General features: G+C 61.3%; 14 protein-coding genes. 9 read left to right on the top strand and 5 right to left on the bottom strand.

Annotated features, from left to right (window positions below):
* Positions 1 to 144: 144 nt before the first annotated feature.
* Positions 145 to 2,157, bottom strand: a complete 2,013-nt coding sequence (locus tag Q5H89_RS09505) for a M1 family metallopeptidase (protein WP_305019068.1) — start codon at positions 2,155 to 2,157, stop codon at positions 145 to 147.
* Between the two features lie 310 nt (positions 2,158 to 2,467).
* Here Q5H89_RS09505 and Q5H89_RS09500 point away from each other — a divergent pair, with 310 nt between their 5' ends.
* The 4 genes from Q5H89_RS09500 (at position 2,468) to Q5H89_RS09485 (ending at position 5,542) form a co-directional block, all read left to right on the top strand.
* Entirely contained in the window at positions 2,468 to 3,055 is a 588-nt protein-coding gene (locus Q5H89_RS09500; protein WP_305019067.1) for a nitroreductase family protein, read from the top strand.
* Positions 3,056 to 3,133: 78 nt separating this feature from the next.
* Positions 3,134 to 3,526: an SMU1112c/YaeR family gloxylase I-like metalloprotein gene (gene gloA2, locus Q5H89_RS09495; protein ID WP_305019066.1), complete on the top strand. Its 393-nt coding sequence runs from the start codon at positions 3,134 to 3,136 to the stop codon at positions 3,524 to 3,526.
* A gap of 3 nt (positions 3,527 to 3,529) precedes the next feature.
* Entirely contained in the window at positions 3,530 to 4,477 is a 948-nt protein-coding gene (locus Q5H89_RS09490) for a hypothetical protein (protein ID WP_305019065.1), read from the top strand.
* A 120-nt stretch (positions 4,478 to 4,597) separates the two neighbouring features.
* Complete coding sequence (locus tag Q5H89_RS09485; protein ID WP_305019064.1) at positions 4,598 to 5,542, top strand: aldo/keto reductase; 945 nt, start codon at positions 4,598 to 4,600, stop codon at positions 5,540 to 5,542.
* A 105-nt stretch (positions 5,543 to 5,647) separates the two neighbouring features.
* Here the strand turns inward: Q5H89_RS09485 and Q5H89_RS09480 are convergent, their stop codons facing one another.
* Positions 5,648 to 6,373, bottom strand: coding sequence for an NADPH-dependent F420 reductase (locus tag Q5H89_RS09480; RefSeq protein ID WP_305019063.1), 726 nt, complete (start codon positions 6,371 to 6,373; stop codon positions 5,648 to 5,650).
* 252 nt (positions 6,374 to 6,625) lie between these two features.
* Positions 6,626 to 7,624 carry a transglutaminase-like domain-containing protein gene (locus tag Q5H89_RS09475; protein WP_305019062.1) on the bottom strand — a complete coding sequence of 333 codons (999 nt, stop codon included), beginning with the start codon at positions 7,622 to 7,624 and terminating at the stop codon, positions 6,626 to 6,628.
* Between the two features lie 185 nt (positions 7,625 to 7,809).
* On the opposite strand from Q5H89_RS09475, the gene Q5H89_RS09470 reads away from it, so the two are divergent.
* The 3 genes from Q5H89_RS09470 to serA all read left to right on the top strand — a co-directional run bounded on the left by Q5H89_RS09470 (position 7,810) and on the right by serA (position 12,296).
* Positions 7,810 to 8,715 carry an NAD-dependent epimerase/dehydratase family protein gene (locus Q5H89_RS09470; RefSeq protein ID WP_305019061.1) on the top strand — a complete coding sequence of 302 codons (906 nt, stop codon included), beginning with the start codon at positions 7,810 to 7,812 and terminating at the stop codon, positions 8,713 to 8,715.
* 125 nt (positions 8,716 to 8,840) lie between these two features.
* Complete coding sequence (locus tag Q5H89_RS09465) at positions 8,841 to 10,295, top strand: ATP-binding protein (protein ID WP_305019060.1); 1,455 nt, start codon at positions 8,841 to 8,843, stop codon at positions 10,293 to 10,295.
* Between the two features lie 99 nt (positions 10,296 to 10,394).
* Complete coding sequence (serA, locus tag Q5H89_RS09460; protein ID WP_305019059.1) at positions 10,395 to 12,296, top strand: phosphoglycerate dehydrogenase; 1,902 nt, start codon at positions 10,395 to 10,397, stop codon at positions 12,294 to 12,296.
* A 7-nt stretch (positions 12,297 to 12,303) separates the two neighbouring features.
* Here the strand turns inward: serA and Q5H89_RS09455 are convergent, their stop codons facing one another.
* Both Q5H89_RS09455 and Q5H89_RS09450 read right to left on the bottom strand, forming a co-directional pair.
* Entirely contained in the window at positions 12,304 to 12,972 is a 669-nt protein-coding gene (locus Q5H89_RS09455) for a hypothetical protein (RefSeq protein WP_305019058.1), read from the bottom strand.
* 39 nt (positions 12,973 to 13,011) lie between these two features.
* Entirely contained in the window at positions 13,012 to 13,416 is a 405-nt protein-coding gene (locus tag Q5H89_RS09450; protein ID WP_305019057.1) for a hypothetical protein, read from the bottom strand.
* A gap of 79 nt (positions 13,417 to 13,495) precedes the next feature.
* Between Q5H89_RS09450 and Q5H89_RS09445 the strand changes: the two genes are divergently transcribed.
* Both Q5H89_RS09445 and Q5H89_RS09440 read left to right on the top strand, forming a co-directional pair.
* Positions 13,496 to 14,071 carry a hypothetical protein gene (locus Q5H89_RS09445; protein ID WP_305019056.1) on the top strand — a complete coding sequence of 192 codons (576 nt, stop codon included), beginning with the start codon at positions 13,496 to 13,498 and terminating at the stop codon, positions 14,069 to 14,071.
* Positions 14,072 to 14,083: 12 nt separating this feature from the next.
* The gene (locus Q5H89_RS09440) at positions 14,084 to 15,034 is read left to right on the top strand and encodes a nucleotidyl transferase AbiEii/AbiGii toxin family protein (RefSeq protein WP_305019055.1); all 951 of its coding nucleotides are present in this window, start codon (positions 14,084 to 14,086) and stop codon (positions 15,032 to 15,034) included.
* Positions 15,035 to 15,190: the final 156 nt, after the last annotated feature.

Genomic DNA, 15,190 nt, shown 5'->3' with positions numbered 1-15,190 from the left:
AGGCTTAGTGGTTGGTTGCATCCCCGGCGAGGGTTGCGCTTTGCAGCAATAAAGGGTATTCAGCACGCTAGTGGGCATTCGCAAAAACCAAAAAGGCCTTTCCCGCTAGCGTGAAAGGCCTTTTGGGCGACACAAAAACTGCTTTTACTCCGGCAGCTTCATAGCCCGCCAGGTATTGTTGAAGCGGTTGGCGTCGGGCAGCAGGTTGGTGGGGTTAAGCACCACCAGCGTGAGCGGGGCGGTGGTATTGGCCCGGAACGTCCAGGTGCCGCCGCGCTGCCAGATTTCGACGGGCAGGTGCACGGTGGTTTTCTTGCCGCCGGCTTCGGTTAGCTCGGCCGTCACGGGCATGGCCATCTGGCCCTTGTTTTCGATGGTAATGAGCGAGCCCTTGCCAGGGTCCTGGTTCACGTAGGCCACCGAGGTCACGGCCTGGTCGAGCTGCCAGTTTTCGAAAAACCACTCGTGGTAAAACCACGTCAGGTCTTCGCCGGCCACATTGTTCATGGTGCGGAAAAAGTCGCGCGGCGTGGGGTGCTTAAACGCCCAGCGCCGGATGTAGCTGCGGAAGGCGTAGTCGAAGCGCTCGGGGCCTAGTATTTCCTGGCGCAGCAAATACAGGCCAAAGCCCGTTTTGCTGTACGCCGCGAAGCCCAGGTTGCGGGCCTGCGTCACGTCGGGCACGGTGTAGGGCGTATCCATGTTGGGGTCTTGCAGGGCGCGCACGATGCCGGGCGTGGTGCGGCCCTCCACATCGGCCAGCTGCTTGTACTCGCCGCCGTTGAAATCCTTGGTAGACAAGAAGTTGATGAAGGTATTGAAGCCCTCGTCCATCCACGGGTACTTGCGCTCGTTCGAGCCCACAATCATCGGAAACCAGTTGTGGCCAAACTCGTGGTCGGTGACGCCCCACAGGCGGCCTTTGGTTGACTTGGCGCCGCAAAACACGATGCCCGGGTACTCCATGCCGCCCACCACGCCGGCCACGTTGGTGGCCACCGGGTAGGTGTACTCGTACCACTGTTTGGAGTTGAATTCGATGCTCTTCTTCACGTACTCCGTGCTGCGGTTCCAGGCCGTATCCTGGGCGGCCTCTACCGGGTAGAGCGACATGGCCAGCGACTTGCGGCCACTAGGCAGGTTCATCTTGGCGGCATCCCACACGAAAGCCGGCGACGCGGCCCAGGCCACGTCGCGCGCCTGCTGGCACCGGAAGTGCCAGGTGAGGCGGCCGTTTTTGCCACTCGGGCGCGAGCCGGCCTGCGTCACCTCGTCGGGGCCGCGCACAATCACGGTTTTGTCGGAGCCCGCCGCCTGGGTTAGCCGGCGCTGCTGGGCGGCCGTGAGCACTTCCGCGCCGTTCACCAGCTCGCCCGAGCCGCCCACGATGAAATTGGCGGGCACATTGATAGTGTAGTCGAAGTTGCCGTATTCGAGGTAAAACTCGGCCGACATGTAAGGCAGCGTGTTCCAGCCCTCGATGTCGTCGTACACGGCCATGCGCGGGTACCACTGTGCTACCTCAAATATTTCGCCGTTCTGGGTCTTGAGGCGGCCTAGCCGGTCAGCGCCATACTCCGGGATGTTGAAGGCGTAGGCGATGCTGATTTTGAGCTTGTCGCCGTGCGGCTTCATGGCCTCGGGCAAGATAATCTGCATCCGCGTGTCGCTCACGCGGTAATTGGCCTTCATTTTCTTGCCGTGCAGCTCAATGTTGACGGTCTGCAGCGAGTCGCCACCCAGAAAGCCGCGCGCCCCGTTGCCGAAGCGGCTGCCCGCTAGCGGCGTGGCCGCCGCCCCGCGCGAGTCGGCCCGAAACAGGTTCTGGTCGAGCTGCACCCACACGAAAGGCAGCGCATCGGGGCTATTGTTGGTGTAGGTGATGGTGACGTTAGACGTCACGCGGGCCGCCTTGTCGTCGAGGCTGGCCGCAATCTGGTAGTCGGCCGCGTTTTGCCAGTAGCTGGCGGCGGGTTGGCCGCCGGCCGTGCGCGTGGCCGGCCCCACCTGGTTGAGGTAATCGGGGTTGAAAAGCGCCCGGGCGTTGTAGGGCGGCAGCGGGCCGGTGGGCTGGGGGGCGCTGGGCTGCGCCTGGGCGGCGCCGGCTAGCAGCAGTGCCGCGCCGCCGAGCAGCGTGGCAAAGGGAAGTTTTTTCATGAAAAAAGCTAAAGCAGAAAGAGCAGCGCCAAAAGTAGCAGTCGGCCCAGCAGTTTGGGTGAAGCGGCCAGGCCGGGCACTTGAAACTTCGGCCGGGCCGAAAGACGACCTGCGCGCCCGGTAGTTGCAGCTAGTTTGGGGTAGCGTCGGCGGGCCGAATTGCGGCCATCCTCAGGCCCTAGCCGGGCGTTTGGAGGTTTTTATAGGGGCATTTCGAGCACCGGGCGGTTATGCTCTAGCGCGCGCCAAGGCCGTGCTGACTTTTGCCAGCGCGCTACCAGGCTTGTGCCGCTTTTTCCTTTCTTTTCGCATGACTCCCTCCCTCGACCCGCAGCAGGTCAACGACCTCATCCGTACCCGGCGCAGCGTGTTTGTGCCGCAGTTTGAGCCCGGCAAAACCATTCCCGATGCCATCATCTGGCAGCTGCTCGAAAACGCCAACTGGGCCCCTAGCCACAAGCGCACCGAGCCGTGGCGCTTCGTAGTGTTCAGCGGCGCGGGCTTGCAGCGGCTAGCCCGGTTTCAGGCCGATTTATACCAGCAAACGGCCGGCTTCAAGTTCAACCCCGCCAAGCACGAGAAGCTACTGGCCCTGCCGCCTCAGTGCTCGCACATCATCGCCATCGGCATGAAGCGCTCCGACGACCTGCCCGAAATCGAAGACGTGGAAGCCGTGGCCTGCGCCGTGCAAAACCTGGCCCTCTCGGCCCACGCCTACGGGCTGGGCGGCTTCTGGAGCAGCGGCGGCGTTACGTACACCGAGGAGGCCAAGGCGTTTTTTGGCCTCGGGCCGGCGGATAAGCTGCTGGGCTTCTTCAACCTGGGCTACGTGCGCACGCCCGGCTCGGCCGGCAAGCGCGGCCCCGTGCAAGACAAAACCCGCTGGGTAACGGAGTAGCGCGATGTGGCGCGAACTTAGCCCGCGGGGGCAAGTGTGCAAAACTCGCGGACTGCAAGTCCGCCCTACTTTCGCGGTATGGGTCTTTCTCTGCTGGGGGTGCATCACCTCGCCATTATCTGCACCGATTACGCCGCGTCGAAGCAGTTCTACACCGAGGTGCTAGGCCTCGAAATACTGGCCGAAACCTACCGCGCCGAGCGTGACTCCTACAAGCTCGACCTGGCCCTGAACGGCCAGTACCTGGTTGAGCTGTTCTCCTTCCCCAGCCCGCCGCCGCGCCTCAGCCACCCCGAGGCCACCGGCCTGCGCCACCTGGCCTTTGCCGTGGCCGATGTGGCGGCGGCCACCCGGCACCTGGCTAGCCTCGGCGTGGCCTGCGAACCCCTGCGGGTGGATGAGCTGACGGGCCGGCGCTTCACTTTTTTCAGTGACCCCGACGGCTTGCCGCTGGAGTTTTACGAGGCCTAGCCTATGCTCAAACGCTACCTGCTCGCCGGCTTGCTGGCCCTGGCGGGCTGCGCCACCCGCCCGCCCAGCCGCGTGGCCGTGGCCGCCGGCTACTGCGACCCGCCCCTGCCCTACCGCTACAACCCGTCCTTTGCGCCCAGGGCCGATTTTGAGGCCGCGCTCACGCCCGCGCTGCTGGCCCGCTACCCGCGCCGCACCTTGCTCACGGCCAATGCAGTGGGTATTTTGCCCGCGTTGCAAACGCTGCTGGGCTTGCAGGCCGCGGCCAGGCAGCAGCCCAGCCCCGCCACCGAGCTGGCCGTGCTGCGCCAGCGCCAGCTGCTAGCGGCCCAAATAGCCCTGGTGAGCAGCACCGTGGCCAGCCTCGCCGCCGAACTCGACTGCGAGGGCGAGCGCGCCGACCAGGTGGCCGGCTACCTCAAAAACCAGGACGACCGCCGCACCCAGCGCCTCAACGTGCTTTCCATTACGGTGGGGGCGGCCAGCGGCATCGGCACTACTGTCATCGGCAACCAGGGCGGCCAGTACGCCTTCGGCATTGGGGGTGGGCTGCTGGCGGCGGGGCTGGGGTTGCTTACGCTGCGCCAAAACGGGCACACCGCCGAGTTTACCCACCGGCGCAACCTGCTGGCCGACGTGTGGGCCGAGAAGCCCGCCTCCGAGGTATTTCCGCCCAGCGTGTGGTATTTGCTCACGAACCCGGCTTTCAGCAATAGCGGCCAAACGAGCATTGCCCACAACACCCGCCAGCGCTGGCAGCACTATGGCCAGCTCGCCAAACCCAATTCGAAGGAGGGTAAGGAGCTGTCTGCCTTGCTGTTTGGCCCCGGCGGCCAGTACTCGGCCGACCAGCTTACGGTGCGGGCCAGCATGCTGAACGAGCTGCAATCGGCCGTGCGCCTGCTCAACCAGGAGCTGCAAGGCCTGCTGCTGGTGTTGAACGAGGAATGAGGATTGAGCGATGCCGAACTGATAAGCCGGCAACCTGCCCGCTTTTTTGGGGTTATACAACGCAAAGGCCGCAGCAACGCCCGCGCTGCCGCGGCCTTTCACTTCCTTATTTCCACAAAAATGGCAACTCATCGTGAACTAGGCCACTCGAGCCTGCACCTTGCCCCGCTGGTGCTGGGCGGCAACGTATTTGGCTGGACGGCCGACGAACCAACTTCCTTCGCCGTGCTCGACGCCTTTGTGGCGGGCGGCGGCAACGCCATCGACACGGCCGACGTGTACTCGCGCTGGGTGCCCGGCCACGAGGGCGGCGGGCAGTCCGAAACCGTAATCGGCAAGTGGCTGGCCCAGCGTGGCCGCCGCGACGATGTGCTCATCTTCACCAAAGTGGGCATGGAGCTGGCGCCCGACAAAAAAGGCCTCTCGAAAGCCTACATCAAGCAGGCCGTGGAGGCCTCACTCAAGCGCCTCCAAACCGACTACATCGACCTCTACCAGAGCCACCAAGACGACGAAAGCCTGCCCGTAACCGAGCCGCTCGAAGCCTACGCCGAGCTTATCAAGGAAGGCAAGGTGCGCGCCATCGGGGCCAGCAACTTCAAGCCCGCGCGCCTGCAAGCGGCCCTCGATGCAGCTAAAAACGGCCTACCGCGCTACGAAAGCCTGCAGCCCGAGTACAACCTCTACGACCGCGAGGCTTTTGAGAAAGACGACCTGGCCATTGTGCAGGCCAGCGGCATCGGCGTGATTCCGTATTTCGGGCTAGCGGCGGGCTTCCTCACCGGCAAATACCGCAGCGAGGACGACCTGAAGAAAAGTCAGCGCGGCGCCGGCATTGGTAAAAAGTACTTGAATGACAAGGGCTTCAGAATTCTGAAAGCCCTCGATACGGTGGCCGACCGCCACGGCATTTCGCAGGCGCAGGTGGCCCTGGCGTGGCTTATGCAGGCGCCCGGCATCACGGCGCCCATTGCCAGCGGCACCAGCGTAGCGCAGGTGCAGGAGCTGACCAAGGCCATGGATGTGCAGCTGAGCCCGGCCGATGTAGCCGAGCTACAGGGCTAGGCCCTCGCGCTTCATCCTACTCAAAAAAGAGACGGCGCTGCCACTGGCAGCGCCGTCTCTTTTTTCTGGCTGGTTGGTTTTATCAGGGCGAGCGGGGGCTAGCCCTTATTTCAGCTTGATGCCCTGGGCGGCCATCTGCTTCTCAGTTTCGGCGTGCTTGGCCAGAAACTCCTTGTGCTGCTCCTCGGTGCGCTCGTGGCCGAGGCTGCGCAGGTGCTCGCGCAGCTTGTTTTCGGGCCAGTCGGCACCGTAGGAGGGCGTGCCGGGCTGCTGGCGCCACGACTCGTGCAGGCTACCGTCGTCCACAGCATCGAAGCCGAGTTCTTCAACCAGGTCCATCACCTTGCGCTTGGCGGCTTCGTCGTCGCCGGCCACGGGCAGGGCAATGCGGCCGGGCGCGCCTACGGGCAGGCCCTTGTTTTGCAGGTGGTCGGCGTAGATGTTGTTGAACACCTTTACCACGGGGCGGCCCAGGTGCTGCTGCACCCACTCGCTCTCGGTGAGGGTGCCGGTTTCAAGCTCGCGCAGGTGGCCATCGCGCAGCAGCGGGTAGTAGTTGCTGGTGTCGATGACCGGCACGCTGGCGGGCACGCCGTCGAACAGGTCTTTGGGCAGGTCAGGGATGTTAATCAGCGGAATGGTGACCACGATGAGGTCGCCGTGCTGGGCAGCTTCCTTGGCCGTAACGGGCGTAGCGCCGGTTTTTTGGGCCACGTCGCCCAGCGTTTCGGGGCCGCGCGAGTTGGCGATTTTTACCGAGTGGCCGAGGCTTACGAGCCGCACTGCCAGGGCGCTGCCGATGTGGCCGGCGCCGATAATTCCAATGTTCATCTGTGGAAAGGGTAAGGAGAAAAGGCGCCGCAGCTTGGTGGGGCGGCGCCTTTTTTAAGACCACCCGGCGAGCCGAATGTTTGCGGCGCTGGTCAATTAACATACTTACTACTAAATGAACCCAATAGCAAAACGGCCGTCATGCTGAGCTTGCCGAAGCATCTCTACCGCACCGTTGGAGAAAGCGGTAGAGATGCTTCGGCAAGCTCAGCATGGCGGCCGTTTCGTCAGATACAATCGACGGCCAAATGACTACTTCCCGCCCACCAGGTCCTCAAACGTGTAGGTGCGGGCCACGTCTTCCACCGGCTTGCCGTCGGCCTCGGCATAAGGGTACACGAAGTAGTTGAGCGGCGGGCCGGCCTGCTTGGGCACCAGGGTCAGGTCGCGGCCGCGGGTGAACTCGACGCGGTTTTCGTCGTGGGCGCCGAAGAAGTAGTTGCGCTTATCGGGGTTTTTGGCGGCCTCCGAGGCATCGACGGGCACCCAGCCGGTTTGCTTGGTGAAGAATTCGGCCCAGCAGTGGTAGCCTTTAATCTCGCCCTGGCCGTGCCCCACGGGCAACGGCAGCCCAATGCTAAAACGCGCCGGAATACCCAGCGCCCGGCAGTAGCCAATTACAATTGCGTGAAAATCAGTACAATTGCCGCGCCGCGCATCGCAGGCGTAGTAAATGTCGCCGCGGCCCCAGCCCTGGCCGGTTTTGTCGTAGGTTACGGTGCTCACCACGTGCTCGTAGATGGCGCGGGCCTTTTGCAGGTCGGTTTTGGCGCCGGCCTTATCCACCACTTCCTGGGCCTGGGCCTTGATTTTGAAATCGAGCGGCACCAGGCGGTCGGGGGCTAGCCAGCGGCTGAGGTTGGGGTCGCGGGCCTCGGTTTCGACGGGCGCGTGGTCGTCGGTGGCGCGCAGGTTGAGGTGCTCGCGCCGCGTAACGAGCGCCGTGAGCGTGACCACGAGCGGCGCCGTGGGCACGGCCGCCGGCTTGATGTGCAGCATCTGGTTGCCGTACTGGTCGGTGGCCAGGGTGTAAGGCGCGCTAGCCTCAATTTTGAGGTCCTGGATGTCCTGGCTTTTGTCGGCGTGCGGCACGGGCATCCACAGCTCCAGGGTTTTAGTACCGGCGGCGGGCACCGGCACCGTGGCCCGGCACAGCAAATGAAAAATGCGACTGCGCGGCGCAACCGTGGTGGTGGCCGGGGCGGCGGCCGTGAGCAGCAATGCGGTAGCGGCGAGGAGCAGTGGTTTCATACAAAGCCGAACTAGTGAAGACTCACAAAGTTACGCCCCGCCACCCCCGGCCCCTACCGCCGGGCTAGCCCCACAATGCCGGAATACTACACGGCGGCCGCGCCCACCGCGCCGTATTAGCTCCAAGCGCAGCTTGCCGGGCTAGGCCGGCAGGCCGCGCCAGCCCTTCTTTTTCTTCTTTTCCCATGACTTCCCCCCAACAAAAAACTACCGCCAAAAAGCGCGTGGCCGTGACCGGCGGCACCGGCAAGCTCGGCAAGGTGTGCGTGCAAGACCTGCTGGCCCACGGCTACGACGTGTTTGTAATCGACACCGTGGCGCCCGAGAAAGGCATTCCGAGCATGATTACGGACCTGAGCGACTTCGGCCAGACGCTCGATGCACTGTCCTCCGTGGGCAAGGAAATTCACGCCGGCGTGGGCAACCAGGCTTTCGATGCTGTGGTGCACCTGGCGGCCTTTCCTACCCCGCGCCAGTATCCCGATGCCCATTTGTTTCAAAACAACATCATGGGCACCTACAACGTGTTTGAGGCCGCGCGCCGGCTGGGCATCCACAACGTTATTTGGGCTAGCAGCGAAACCACGCTTGGCGAACCCTTCGAGGGCGGCGAGCCCTACGCGCCCGTGGACGAAGACTACCCGCTGCGCGCCAAAAGTGCCTACGCCCTGGCCAAGGTGCTGATGGAGGACATGGCCCGCCAGTTCGTGCTCCAAACGCCCGACCTGAAGCTCGTGGGCCTGCGTTTCAGCAATGTGATGGAGCCTGCCGACTACGCCAAATTCCCGGCCTACGACGACGACCCTGAGGAGCGCAAGTGGAATATGTGGGCCTACATCGACGCCCGCGACGGTGCCCAGGCCATCCGCAAGGCTATCGAGTGGGAGGCCACCGGCATGCACCCCTTCATCATTGCCAACGCCGACACCGTGATGTCAAAGTCGTCGGCCGAGCTGATGAAAAACTACCTGCCAAATGTGCCCGTGAAAAAAGAGTTGGGCGAGCACGAAACCCTGCTTTCGATTGAAAAAGCGCGGCGGATGCTGGGCTACGAGCCCGAGTTTAGCTGGCGTGAGGCAAAGTCGCGATAACAAGATAGGCTAGGTAAGCAAATTAACCGATAAAGTAAAGACCCAAAAGCTGCTGTCGCTTTTGGGTCTTTACTTTATCAGCCATGATGGCTGCTACCTTTGATTCTCTCAATTAATTGCTTAGAATGACATCCTACGACCTGACTGAGATATTGCGCAAACTACTGGCTATGCCAGGAGAGTCGGAATTAGTCGAGTTTAAGGAGGCCAATGACAACTTTGATTCTGACAAGCTAGGCAAATATTTTAGTGCGTTGAGCAATGAAGCTAACCTCAAAGAGGCAACAGAAGCTTGGCTGGCTTTTGGTATTAATGACGCGCAACAAGTAGTCGGCACAGCTTTTCGAACTGATGCGGCCAAACTACAAAACCTGCATAAGGAGATTGCCGACCACACGTCCAACCGCCTTACTTTTCGAGGTATCTATGAGATAATGCAGGAAGGCAAGCGCCTTGTCTTGTTCGAAATTCCACCAGCTATTGGCGGTCAACCTACCACTTGGAAAGGCCACTACTATGGGCGGGATGGCGCTAGTATCGGGCCACTCAATATAGATGAGCGGCAGCGTATCGAGCGGCAAGGCCGACCGCAACCAATCTTTGAACGAGGTATCGCCTTTTCCGATGCCAGCCCATCGCACGTACTAAGCTTATTGGATTGGGAAGGGTACTATCAGTTATTTAACCATCCTAAGCCGGGTAGCGCCCAGGATATTATTGCCCGCTTTGTAATAGACAAAGTGATTGTGCGTGAAAACGGGCTGCTTCACATCACGAATCTGGGCGCAGTCCTATTCGCCCGCGACCTTCGACAGTTTGAAAGACTAGAATACAAGCGGCTGCGCGTTATTTTTTACGAAGGCACTGGCCGTACGGGTGCCAAGCAGGAGCAAACTGGTCACCGGGGCTATGCCCTTGGCTTTGAAGCGGCACTTAACTGGCTGAATGAAAGGCTACCCGCCCACGAGGAAATTGGGGCTGTACATCGCATACAGGTGGCGGATTATCCACCAAAAGCTATTCGGGAGCTACTTGCTAATGCTCTTATTCATCAAGACTTTGACACGCCTGGGTCTTCACCTATGATTGAGATTTTTGATAATCGTATCGAAGTCACAAATCCAGGCATTCCACTAATAAACGTTTTGCAATTCCTTAATCATGTGCCAGTTAGTCGTAACGAAGCTATTGCGGCCACGATGCATTTAATGGGTTTTTGCGAGCGACGAGGTAGCGGCATTGACCGAATTGTGGAGGAGTGTGAAAAACATTTTTTGCCAGCCCCAGACTTTATCAAAGGCGATAATTTCACCCAGGCAGTGCTTTATGGACCTCGCCCCCTGCGTGATATGAGTCCCCGCGATAAGGTACGTGCCTGCTATCAACATGCTTGCTTGAAAGCAGCCAATGGCGAAACAATGTCTAATCAATCTTTCCGAGACCGAATGGGAATCGCGGAAAAAAATTATCCAATGGCTTCCCGCATCATTGCGGATACCTTGCAGGCCGGATTGATTAAGCCATATGACCCAGATAATAAGTCGAAGAAGCATACTCGATACGTGCCAGTACTAAGCTGATTCTTATGTAACCGTTATGTAACTGACAGCCCTTAAAACCACCCTCATTTGCTGCATTTGCCGTTTTCTTATGTAACGGTTATGTAACCATTGTACTCCATGCCCGACGCTGCCCCGCTCCTGCCCTACCTCGTTTTCGACTTCGACTCCACGTTCACGCAGGTTGAAGGCCTTGATGAGCTGGCCGATATTGCCCTGGCCGGGCAGCCCGACCGCGCCGCGCGCGTGGGCCAAATCAAGGCCCTCACCGACCGTGGTATGGCCGGCGAAATCGGCTTTCAGGAATCGTTGAGCCAGCGGCTGGCGCTGCTAGGGGCCAACCGGCGGCACCTGGCCCCGCTGGTGGCGCACCTGCAAACGAAGGTGAGCGCCAGCATCCGGCGCAACGGCGACTTCTTTCGGCGCTTTGCCGACCGCATCTACGTGGTGAGCAGCGGCTTCCGCGAATTTATCGAGCCGGTGGTGGCTGAATTCGGCATTCCGGCCAGCCACGTGCTGGCCAATACCTTCACCTTCGATGCCGAGGGCAACATCACGGGCTGCGACCCTAGCAATGTGCTAAGCCGCGACGGCGGCAAGATTCGCCAGCTCGTGCTGCTCGACCTCGACGGGCCGGTGTACGTGCTCGGCGATGGCTACACCGACTACCAGATTCGCGAGGCCGGGCTAGCCCACCGCTTCTACGCCTATACCGAAAATGTGAGCCGCCCCAGCGTGGTGGCCCACGCCGACGAGGTGCTGCCCACTTTCGACGAGTTTCTCTACCAGCTGAAATTACCCATGACCCTGAGCTACCCCAAGAACCGCATCAAAGTCCTGCTGCTCGAAAACCCCGACGCCCGCGCCGCCGAGCTTTTCCGCCAGGAAGGCTACCAGGTAGAGCAGGTGAAGGGCGCCCTCGATGAGGACGAGCTGATTGCCCGCATTGAGGGCGTGAGCATCCTGGGCATCCGGTCCAAAACGCAGGTCACGGCCAAGGTGCTGGCCGCCGCCAACCGCCTCATTAGCATCGGCGCCTTTTGCATCGGCACCAACCAGATTGACCTGGCCGAGGCCATGCGCCGGGGCGTAGCCGTGTTCAACGCGCCGTTCAGCAACACGCGCTCGGTGGTGGAGCTGACCCTGGCCGAGCTGATTGTGCTAGCCCGCCGCATCCCGGAAAAGAACCCCAAGATGCACCAGGGCGAGTGGGATAAATCGGCCAGCGGCTCGTTCGAGATTCGGGGCAAAACGCTGGGTATCATTGGCTACGGCAACATCGGGGCGCAGCTCTCGGTAGTGGCCGAGGCCGTGGGCCTGAAAGTCATTTACTACGACATGGCTGAGAAGCTCCAGCTCGGCAACGCTGTGAAGGCCAGGAGCCTGGAGGAGCTGCTGCCCCAGGCCGACATTGTGACGCTGCACATCGACGGCCGCCCCGAAAACCAGGACTTCTTCGGCGCGAAAGAATTTGCCCTCATGAAGCCCGGCGCGCTGTTCATCAACAACGCCCGGGGGCACGTGGTAGATGTGCCGGCCCTGGCCGACGCCCTGCGCAGCGGCCACCTCGGCGGCGCGGCCATCGACGTGTTTCCCTACGAGCCTAAGACCAACAGCGAGCGCTTCGAGAGCGAACTGCGCGGCCTGTCCAACGTGCTGCTCACGCCGCACATCGGCGGCAGCACGGCCGAGGCCCAGCGTAACATTGCCGAGTTTGTGCCCGAGCGCATCATGGAGTACATCAACTCGGGCAACACGCAGCAGAGCGTCAATTTCCCCAACATTCAGCTGCCCACGCAGCAGGCGCACCGCCTCATCCACATCCACGCCAACGTGCCCGGCGTGCTGGCCAAAATCAACAGTGTGCTGGCCCAGCACCACGTCAACATTCTAGGTCAGTACTTGAAAACCAATGAGTTGATTGGCTACGTAATCACCGACATCGACCGCCAGTACGACCAGGACGTGATTCAGGCTCTACGCGAGGTCGAGCACACCATCAAGTTTCGGGTGCTGTACTAGGCCAGCCCTACTGAGCGCCCGCATAGTCCTCAAACCGCACCCGGCCGAAGTCGCGGGGCGTGGTTACCTCGTGCTCCACGGCATCGTCGCCGTCGAGGTGCGTGTTGTCCTGGCCGATGCGGTGCAGGTACCAGTGCTTATCGGCCGGGTCATAGCGAAAGGTCGTGACCTTGTACCACCGCAGGCTGCTGCCGCCCGCGCCTTCTACCGAGAAATAGCCTTTTTTGAGGGCCACGCGCCGGAAGGTGTCCTCGCTGCCGGTGGGGCCGGCGCCGCGGCGGTCTACCACGCTGTCGTTGCGGGCGGCCAGGCGGTAGCGGGCGCCGCCGGGCTCGCCCAGCAGCAGCAAAAGCGGCCGATTAAACCACGTAATGCGGTCGGCCACGGCTTCGGGGGTCGCGTCGGTGAGCTGGGCAGCGGTATCGAGCACTACTACCCGGTCGGGCCAGGCGTCGCGGTTCAGGTCGCCGGCCACGGTGTACTGTACCCGGTAGCCTGCTGGTACAAAAGCCTTTATAAGCTGCGCCGAGTCGGGCAGCTCGGCTTTGGGCAACGTAGCCGGGCTAGCAGCAGTGCTACCGGCCGGCCCGGCCGCTGTGGTAGCGGGTTCGCTGGGCGGCTGGCAGGCGATGGTGGCGGCGGCCAGCGGCAGGCTGGCCAGCAAGGCATTCTTCATGGCCAAAGATATTCGGGCTATGCACTAAGGGCTACACGCTTATTGCGCCGGCTCGCTGAGCGGGGCAGCTTCTGCTGTTGCTTCGGCCACGGCGGGCTGCTCGCCAGCCATGGGCCCGCGCGGCTGGGCCAGCGCCCTCGTAAAGGGCACCTGCCGCAGCTCCTGCACCGAAACGCTCATTTTCAAATCGTTCTGCAGCTCGCCCAGCAGCTGCATGGCCAGGGGCATCGGGCACTTAAACTTTTGCATGAGGTAGCCCGTGGCCAGGTGCGCCCACTGGTCGATGCTGTGCTGAATAAGGTGCAGGTCGGCGTCGGGGGCCTCGCGCAATTGCGGCTGCTGGGCCAGCCGGTCTTCCTCCTCCAGGTGCAGCCGGATGGTGTTCATGGCCAGGGTAAAAAGCGTTTTATCGCGGCGCAGCTGGCGCAGGCGGGGGATGTTCATAGAAGCTCCGGTAGCAGGGGTGGGTGGGCCGCAAAGGTAGAAGGAGCGTTGCGGGCGGCCACGTAGTTTTACTACTGCTATGTACCCGTTCGAAATTCATTTAACAACCCATGCCTTGTCAGCGGCCAGGCTAGCCCGCTTTCTAGCCGCCTGCAAGCAGTTGCAAGCCAAGCCGCTGGTTATTGAACTGGCCCGGGGGGCCTGCTGCACCCAGCCCATGCTGAGCAAAGTAATACAGGCACCTGACCTCACCGCCGCGCTCGCCATCGCAGCGGCCGATGCGGAGTACCTACGCACCTGCCACCTGCCGGTAACCCGCACCAAGCTGGAAACATCGGCCGACCACGCACACCTGGCCCTAGCCAGCGCTACCCCTTATTTCGAATGGCACGGCAAAGTGCCTTATCACCAACCAGATGCCTTGCTTGCAATTTGCGAAACCCATCAGGCGCATCTATCGGCCAATGCTTTGCGCGGCGAGTCGGCAACCCGGTTTGTTACGCTGCGCGAGTGTGGGTCGGTGGCTACTTTCCGGGCCCGCGTGGCAAGCCTAGCAGCTGCCTTGCACTCCCGGTGGCCATTGCTGAAACAGGAATCAGAATGCTGCCTGTATGACAGCAACCGCGCATTGGATGCGGGATGGCTCACGCGCTAATCGTCGTTTTTTATGCCACTATTTGAACAGGAAACCCTCAAGCTACTTGCCTACGAGGCTTTTATTCGCCGCGCCGGCGAGCTAGGGCTACCTTTCATGCTGAAGGGTAGCTACGTAACCCGTCAGTATTTCGCAGACCCTACCCTGCGCACCCCGCAAGACCTCGATTGGGTGTACCTGCCCCCCCTGGCAAGCGCTGAAGAGGCTGAGCGCGTTTTCACCGCCTGGGCTACCGCGGCCACTGAATTGGTAGCCAGCGATAGCGTGCGCTTCCGCAGCTTCCGAGAAAATGCCTTCTGGCGGATACTAGACTATGCCATGGCCGATGACTTTCCTACTACCAATACCGACCTGGTTTGCTGGGTTGATGGGCAGGAGTTCGACCGCTTTTCACTGGATATTTCCTTCAACCTGCCCCTTGGGGTACCTAGCGAGCCCCTATGGTACCAACCGATGCGCGGGGAGCCGTTTCTCGTGCCTTACTCGACCCCGCTAGCGCTGCAAATAGCCTGGAAACTGCACCAAACACTGGTGCGGCCCCGCTTCAAGGACTTGTTTGACCTGCTGCATTTGCTGAAGCACCCCACTTTTTCCCCCGCAGTGCGGCAGCAAACATTAGAAGCCCTAGCCGCTGAGTGCGCTGCCGACAATACTGACCTCGGCCGCCTGCGCTGGCTGCTGGCGGGCAATTTGGCTCCTCTTTTTACCGATACCCGCGTGGCCGACGCGTGGCTAGGGTGGCGACACGGCCAGCCCGCCGGCCATCTCTCGTCACTCCTTCACCATAAGTGGGCCGCCACCCTCACCAACCCTACTTTACTACCCAAGAGCCTAGCCGATTTTCAACAATTACTGCAAGCCACCTTCCAGCACGCAGGTTTCGATGCCAATGCGGCCGGGCTACCGGCTGCGCCATCTATTTCTGGCAATGGGTTTTGGCAAGGCCTTAGGAGTCTTTTTTAGCACCCATTTTTATTCTGCCCAGGGCTGTCGCCGCGCGGGCTGACGGCATGAATAGCCTACCGGAGTAGTGCAAACGCTTCTTTGCCCGGTGTAGGAAGTCATGCTGGCTCCTATCTATAACCCCGGCTTAGCAGTTCCGGCGGCCTGGAAGCCCAT

Origin of the sequence: Hymenobacter cheonanensis (genome assembly GCF_030581075.1) — a bacterium.
GTDB lineage: Bacteria > Bacteroidota > Bacteroidia > Cytophagales > Hymenobacteraceae > Hymenobacter.
This window is presented reverse-complemented; position numbering and strand designations above follow the sequence as displayed.

Excerpts from the sequence above, each read along its gene's own strand:
- Q5H89_RS09505 (WP_305019068.1), bottom strand. The coding sequence starts at position 2,157 with ATGAAAAAACTTCCCTTTGCCACGCTGCTCGGCGGCGCGGCACTGCTG.
- Q5H89_RS09500 (WP_305019067.1), top strand. The coding sequence starts at position 2,468 with ATGACTCCCTCCCTCGACCCGCAGCAGGTCAACGACCTCATCCGTACC.
- gloA2 (WP_305019066.1), top strand. The coding sequence starts at position 3,134 with ATGGGTCTTTCTCTGCTGGGGGTGCATCACCTCGCCATTATCTGCACC.
- Q5H89_RS09490 (WP_305019065.1), top strand. The coding sequence starts at position 3,530 with ATGCTCAAACGCTACCTGCTCGCCGGCTTGCTGGCCCTGGCGGGCTGC.
- Q5H89_RS09485 (WP_305019064.1), top strand. The coding sequence starts at position 4,598 with ATGGCAACTCATCGTGAACTAGGCCACTCGAGCCTGCACCTTGCCCCG.
- Q5H89_RS09480 (WP_305019063.1), bottom strand. The coding sequence starts at position 6,373 with ATGAACATTGGAATTATCGGCGCCGGCCACATCGGCAGCGCCCTGGCA.
- Q5H89_RS09475 (WP_305019062.1), bottom strand. The coding sequence starts at position 7,624 with ATGAAACCACTGCTCCTCGCCGCTACCGCATTGCTGCTCACGGCCGCC.
- Q5H89_RS09470 (WP_305019061.1), top strand. The coding sequence starts at position 7,810 with ATGACTTCCCCCCAACAAAAAACTACCGCCAAAAAGCGCGTGGCCGTG.
- Q5H89_RS09465 (WP_305019060.1), top strand. The coding sequence starts at position 8,841 with ATGACATCCTACGACCTGACTGAGATATTGCGCAAACTACTGGCTATG.
- serA (WP_305019059.1), top strand. The coding sequence starts at position 10,395 with ATGCCCGACGCTGCCCCGCTCCTGCCCTACCTCGTTTTCGACTTCGAC.
- Q5H89_RS09455 (WP_305019058.1), bottom strand. The coding sequence starts at position 12,972 with ATGAAGAATGCCTTGCTGGCCAGCCTGCCGCTGGCCGCCGCCACCATC.
- Q5H89_RS09450 (WP_305019057.1), bottom strand. The coding sequence starts at position 13,416 with ATGAACATCCCCCGCCTGCGCCAGCTGCGCCGCGATAAAACGCTTTTT.
- Q5H89_RS09445 (WP_305019056.1), top strand. The coding sequence starts at position 13,496 with ATGTACCCGTTCGAAATTCATTTAACAACCCATGCCTTGTCAGCGGCC.
- Q5H89_RS09440 (WP_305019055.1), top strand. The coding sequence starts at position 14,084 with ATGCCACTATTTGAACAGGAAACCCTCAAGCTACTTGCCTACGAGGCT.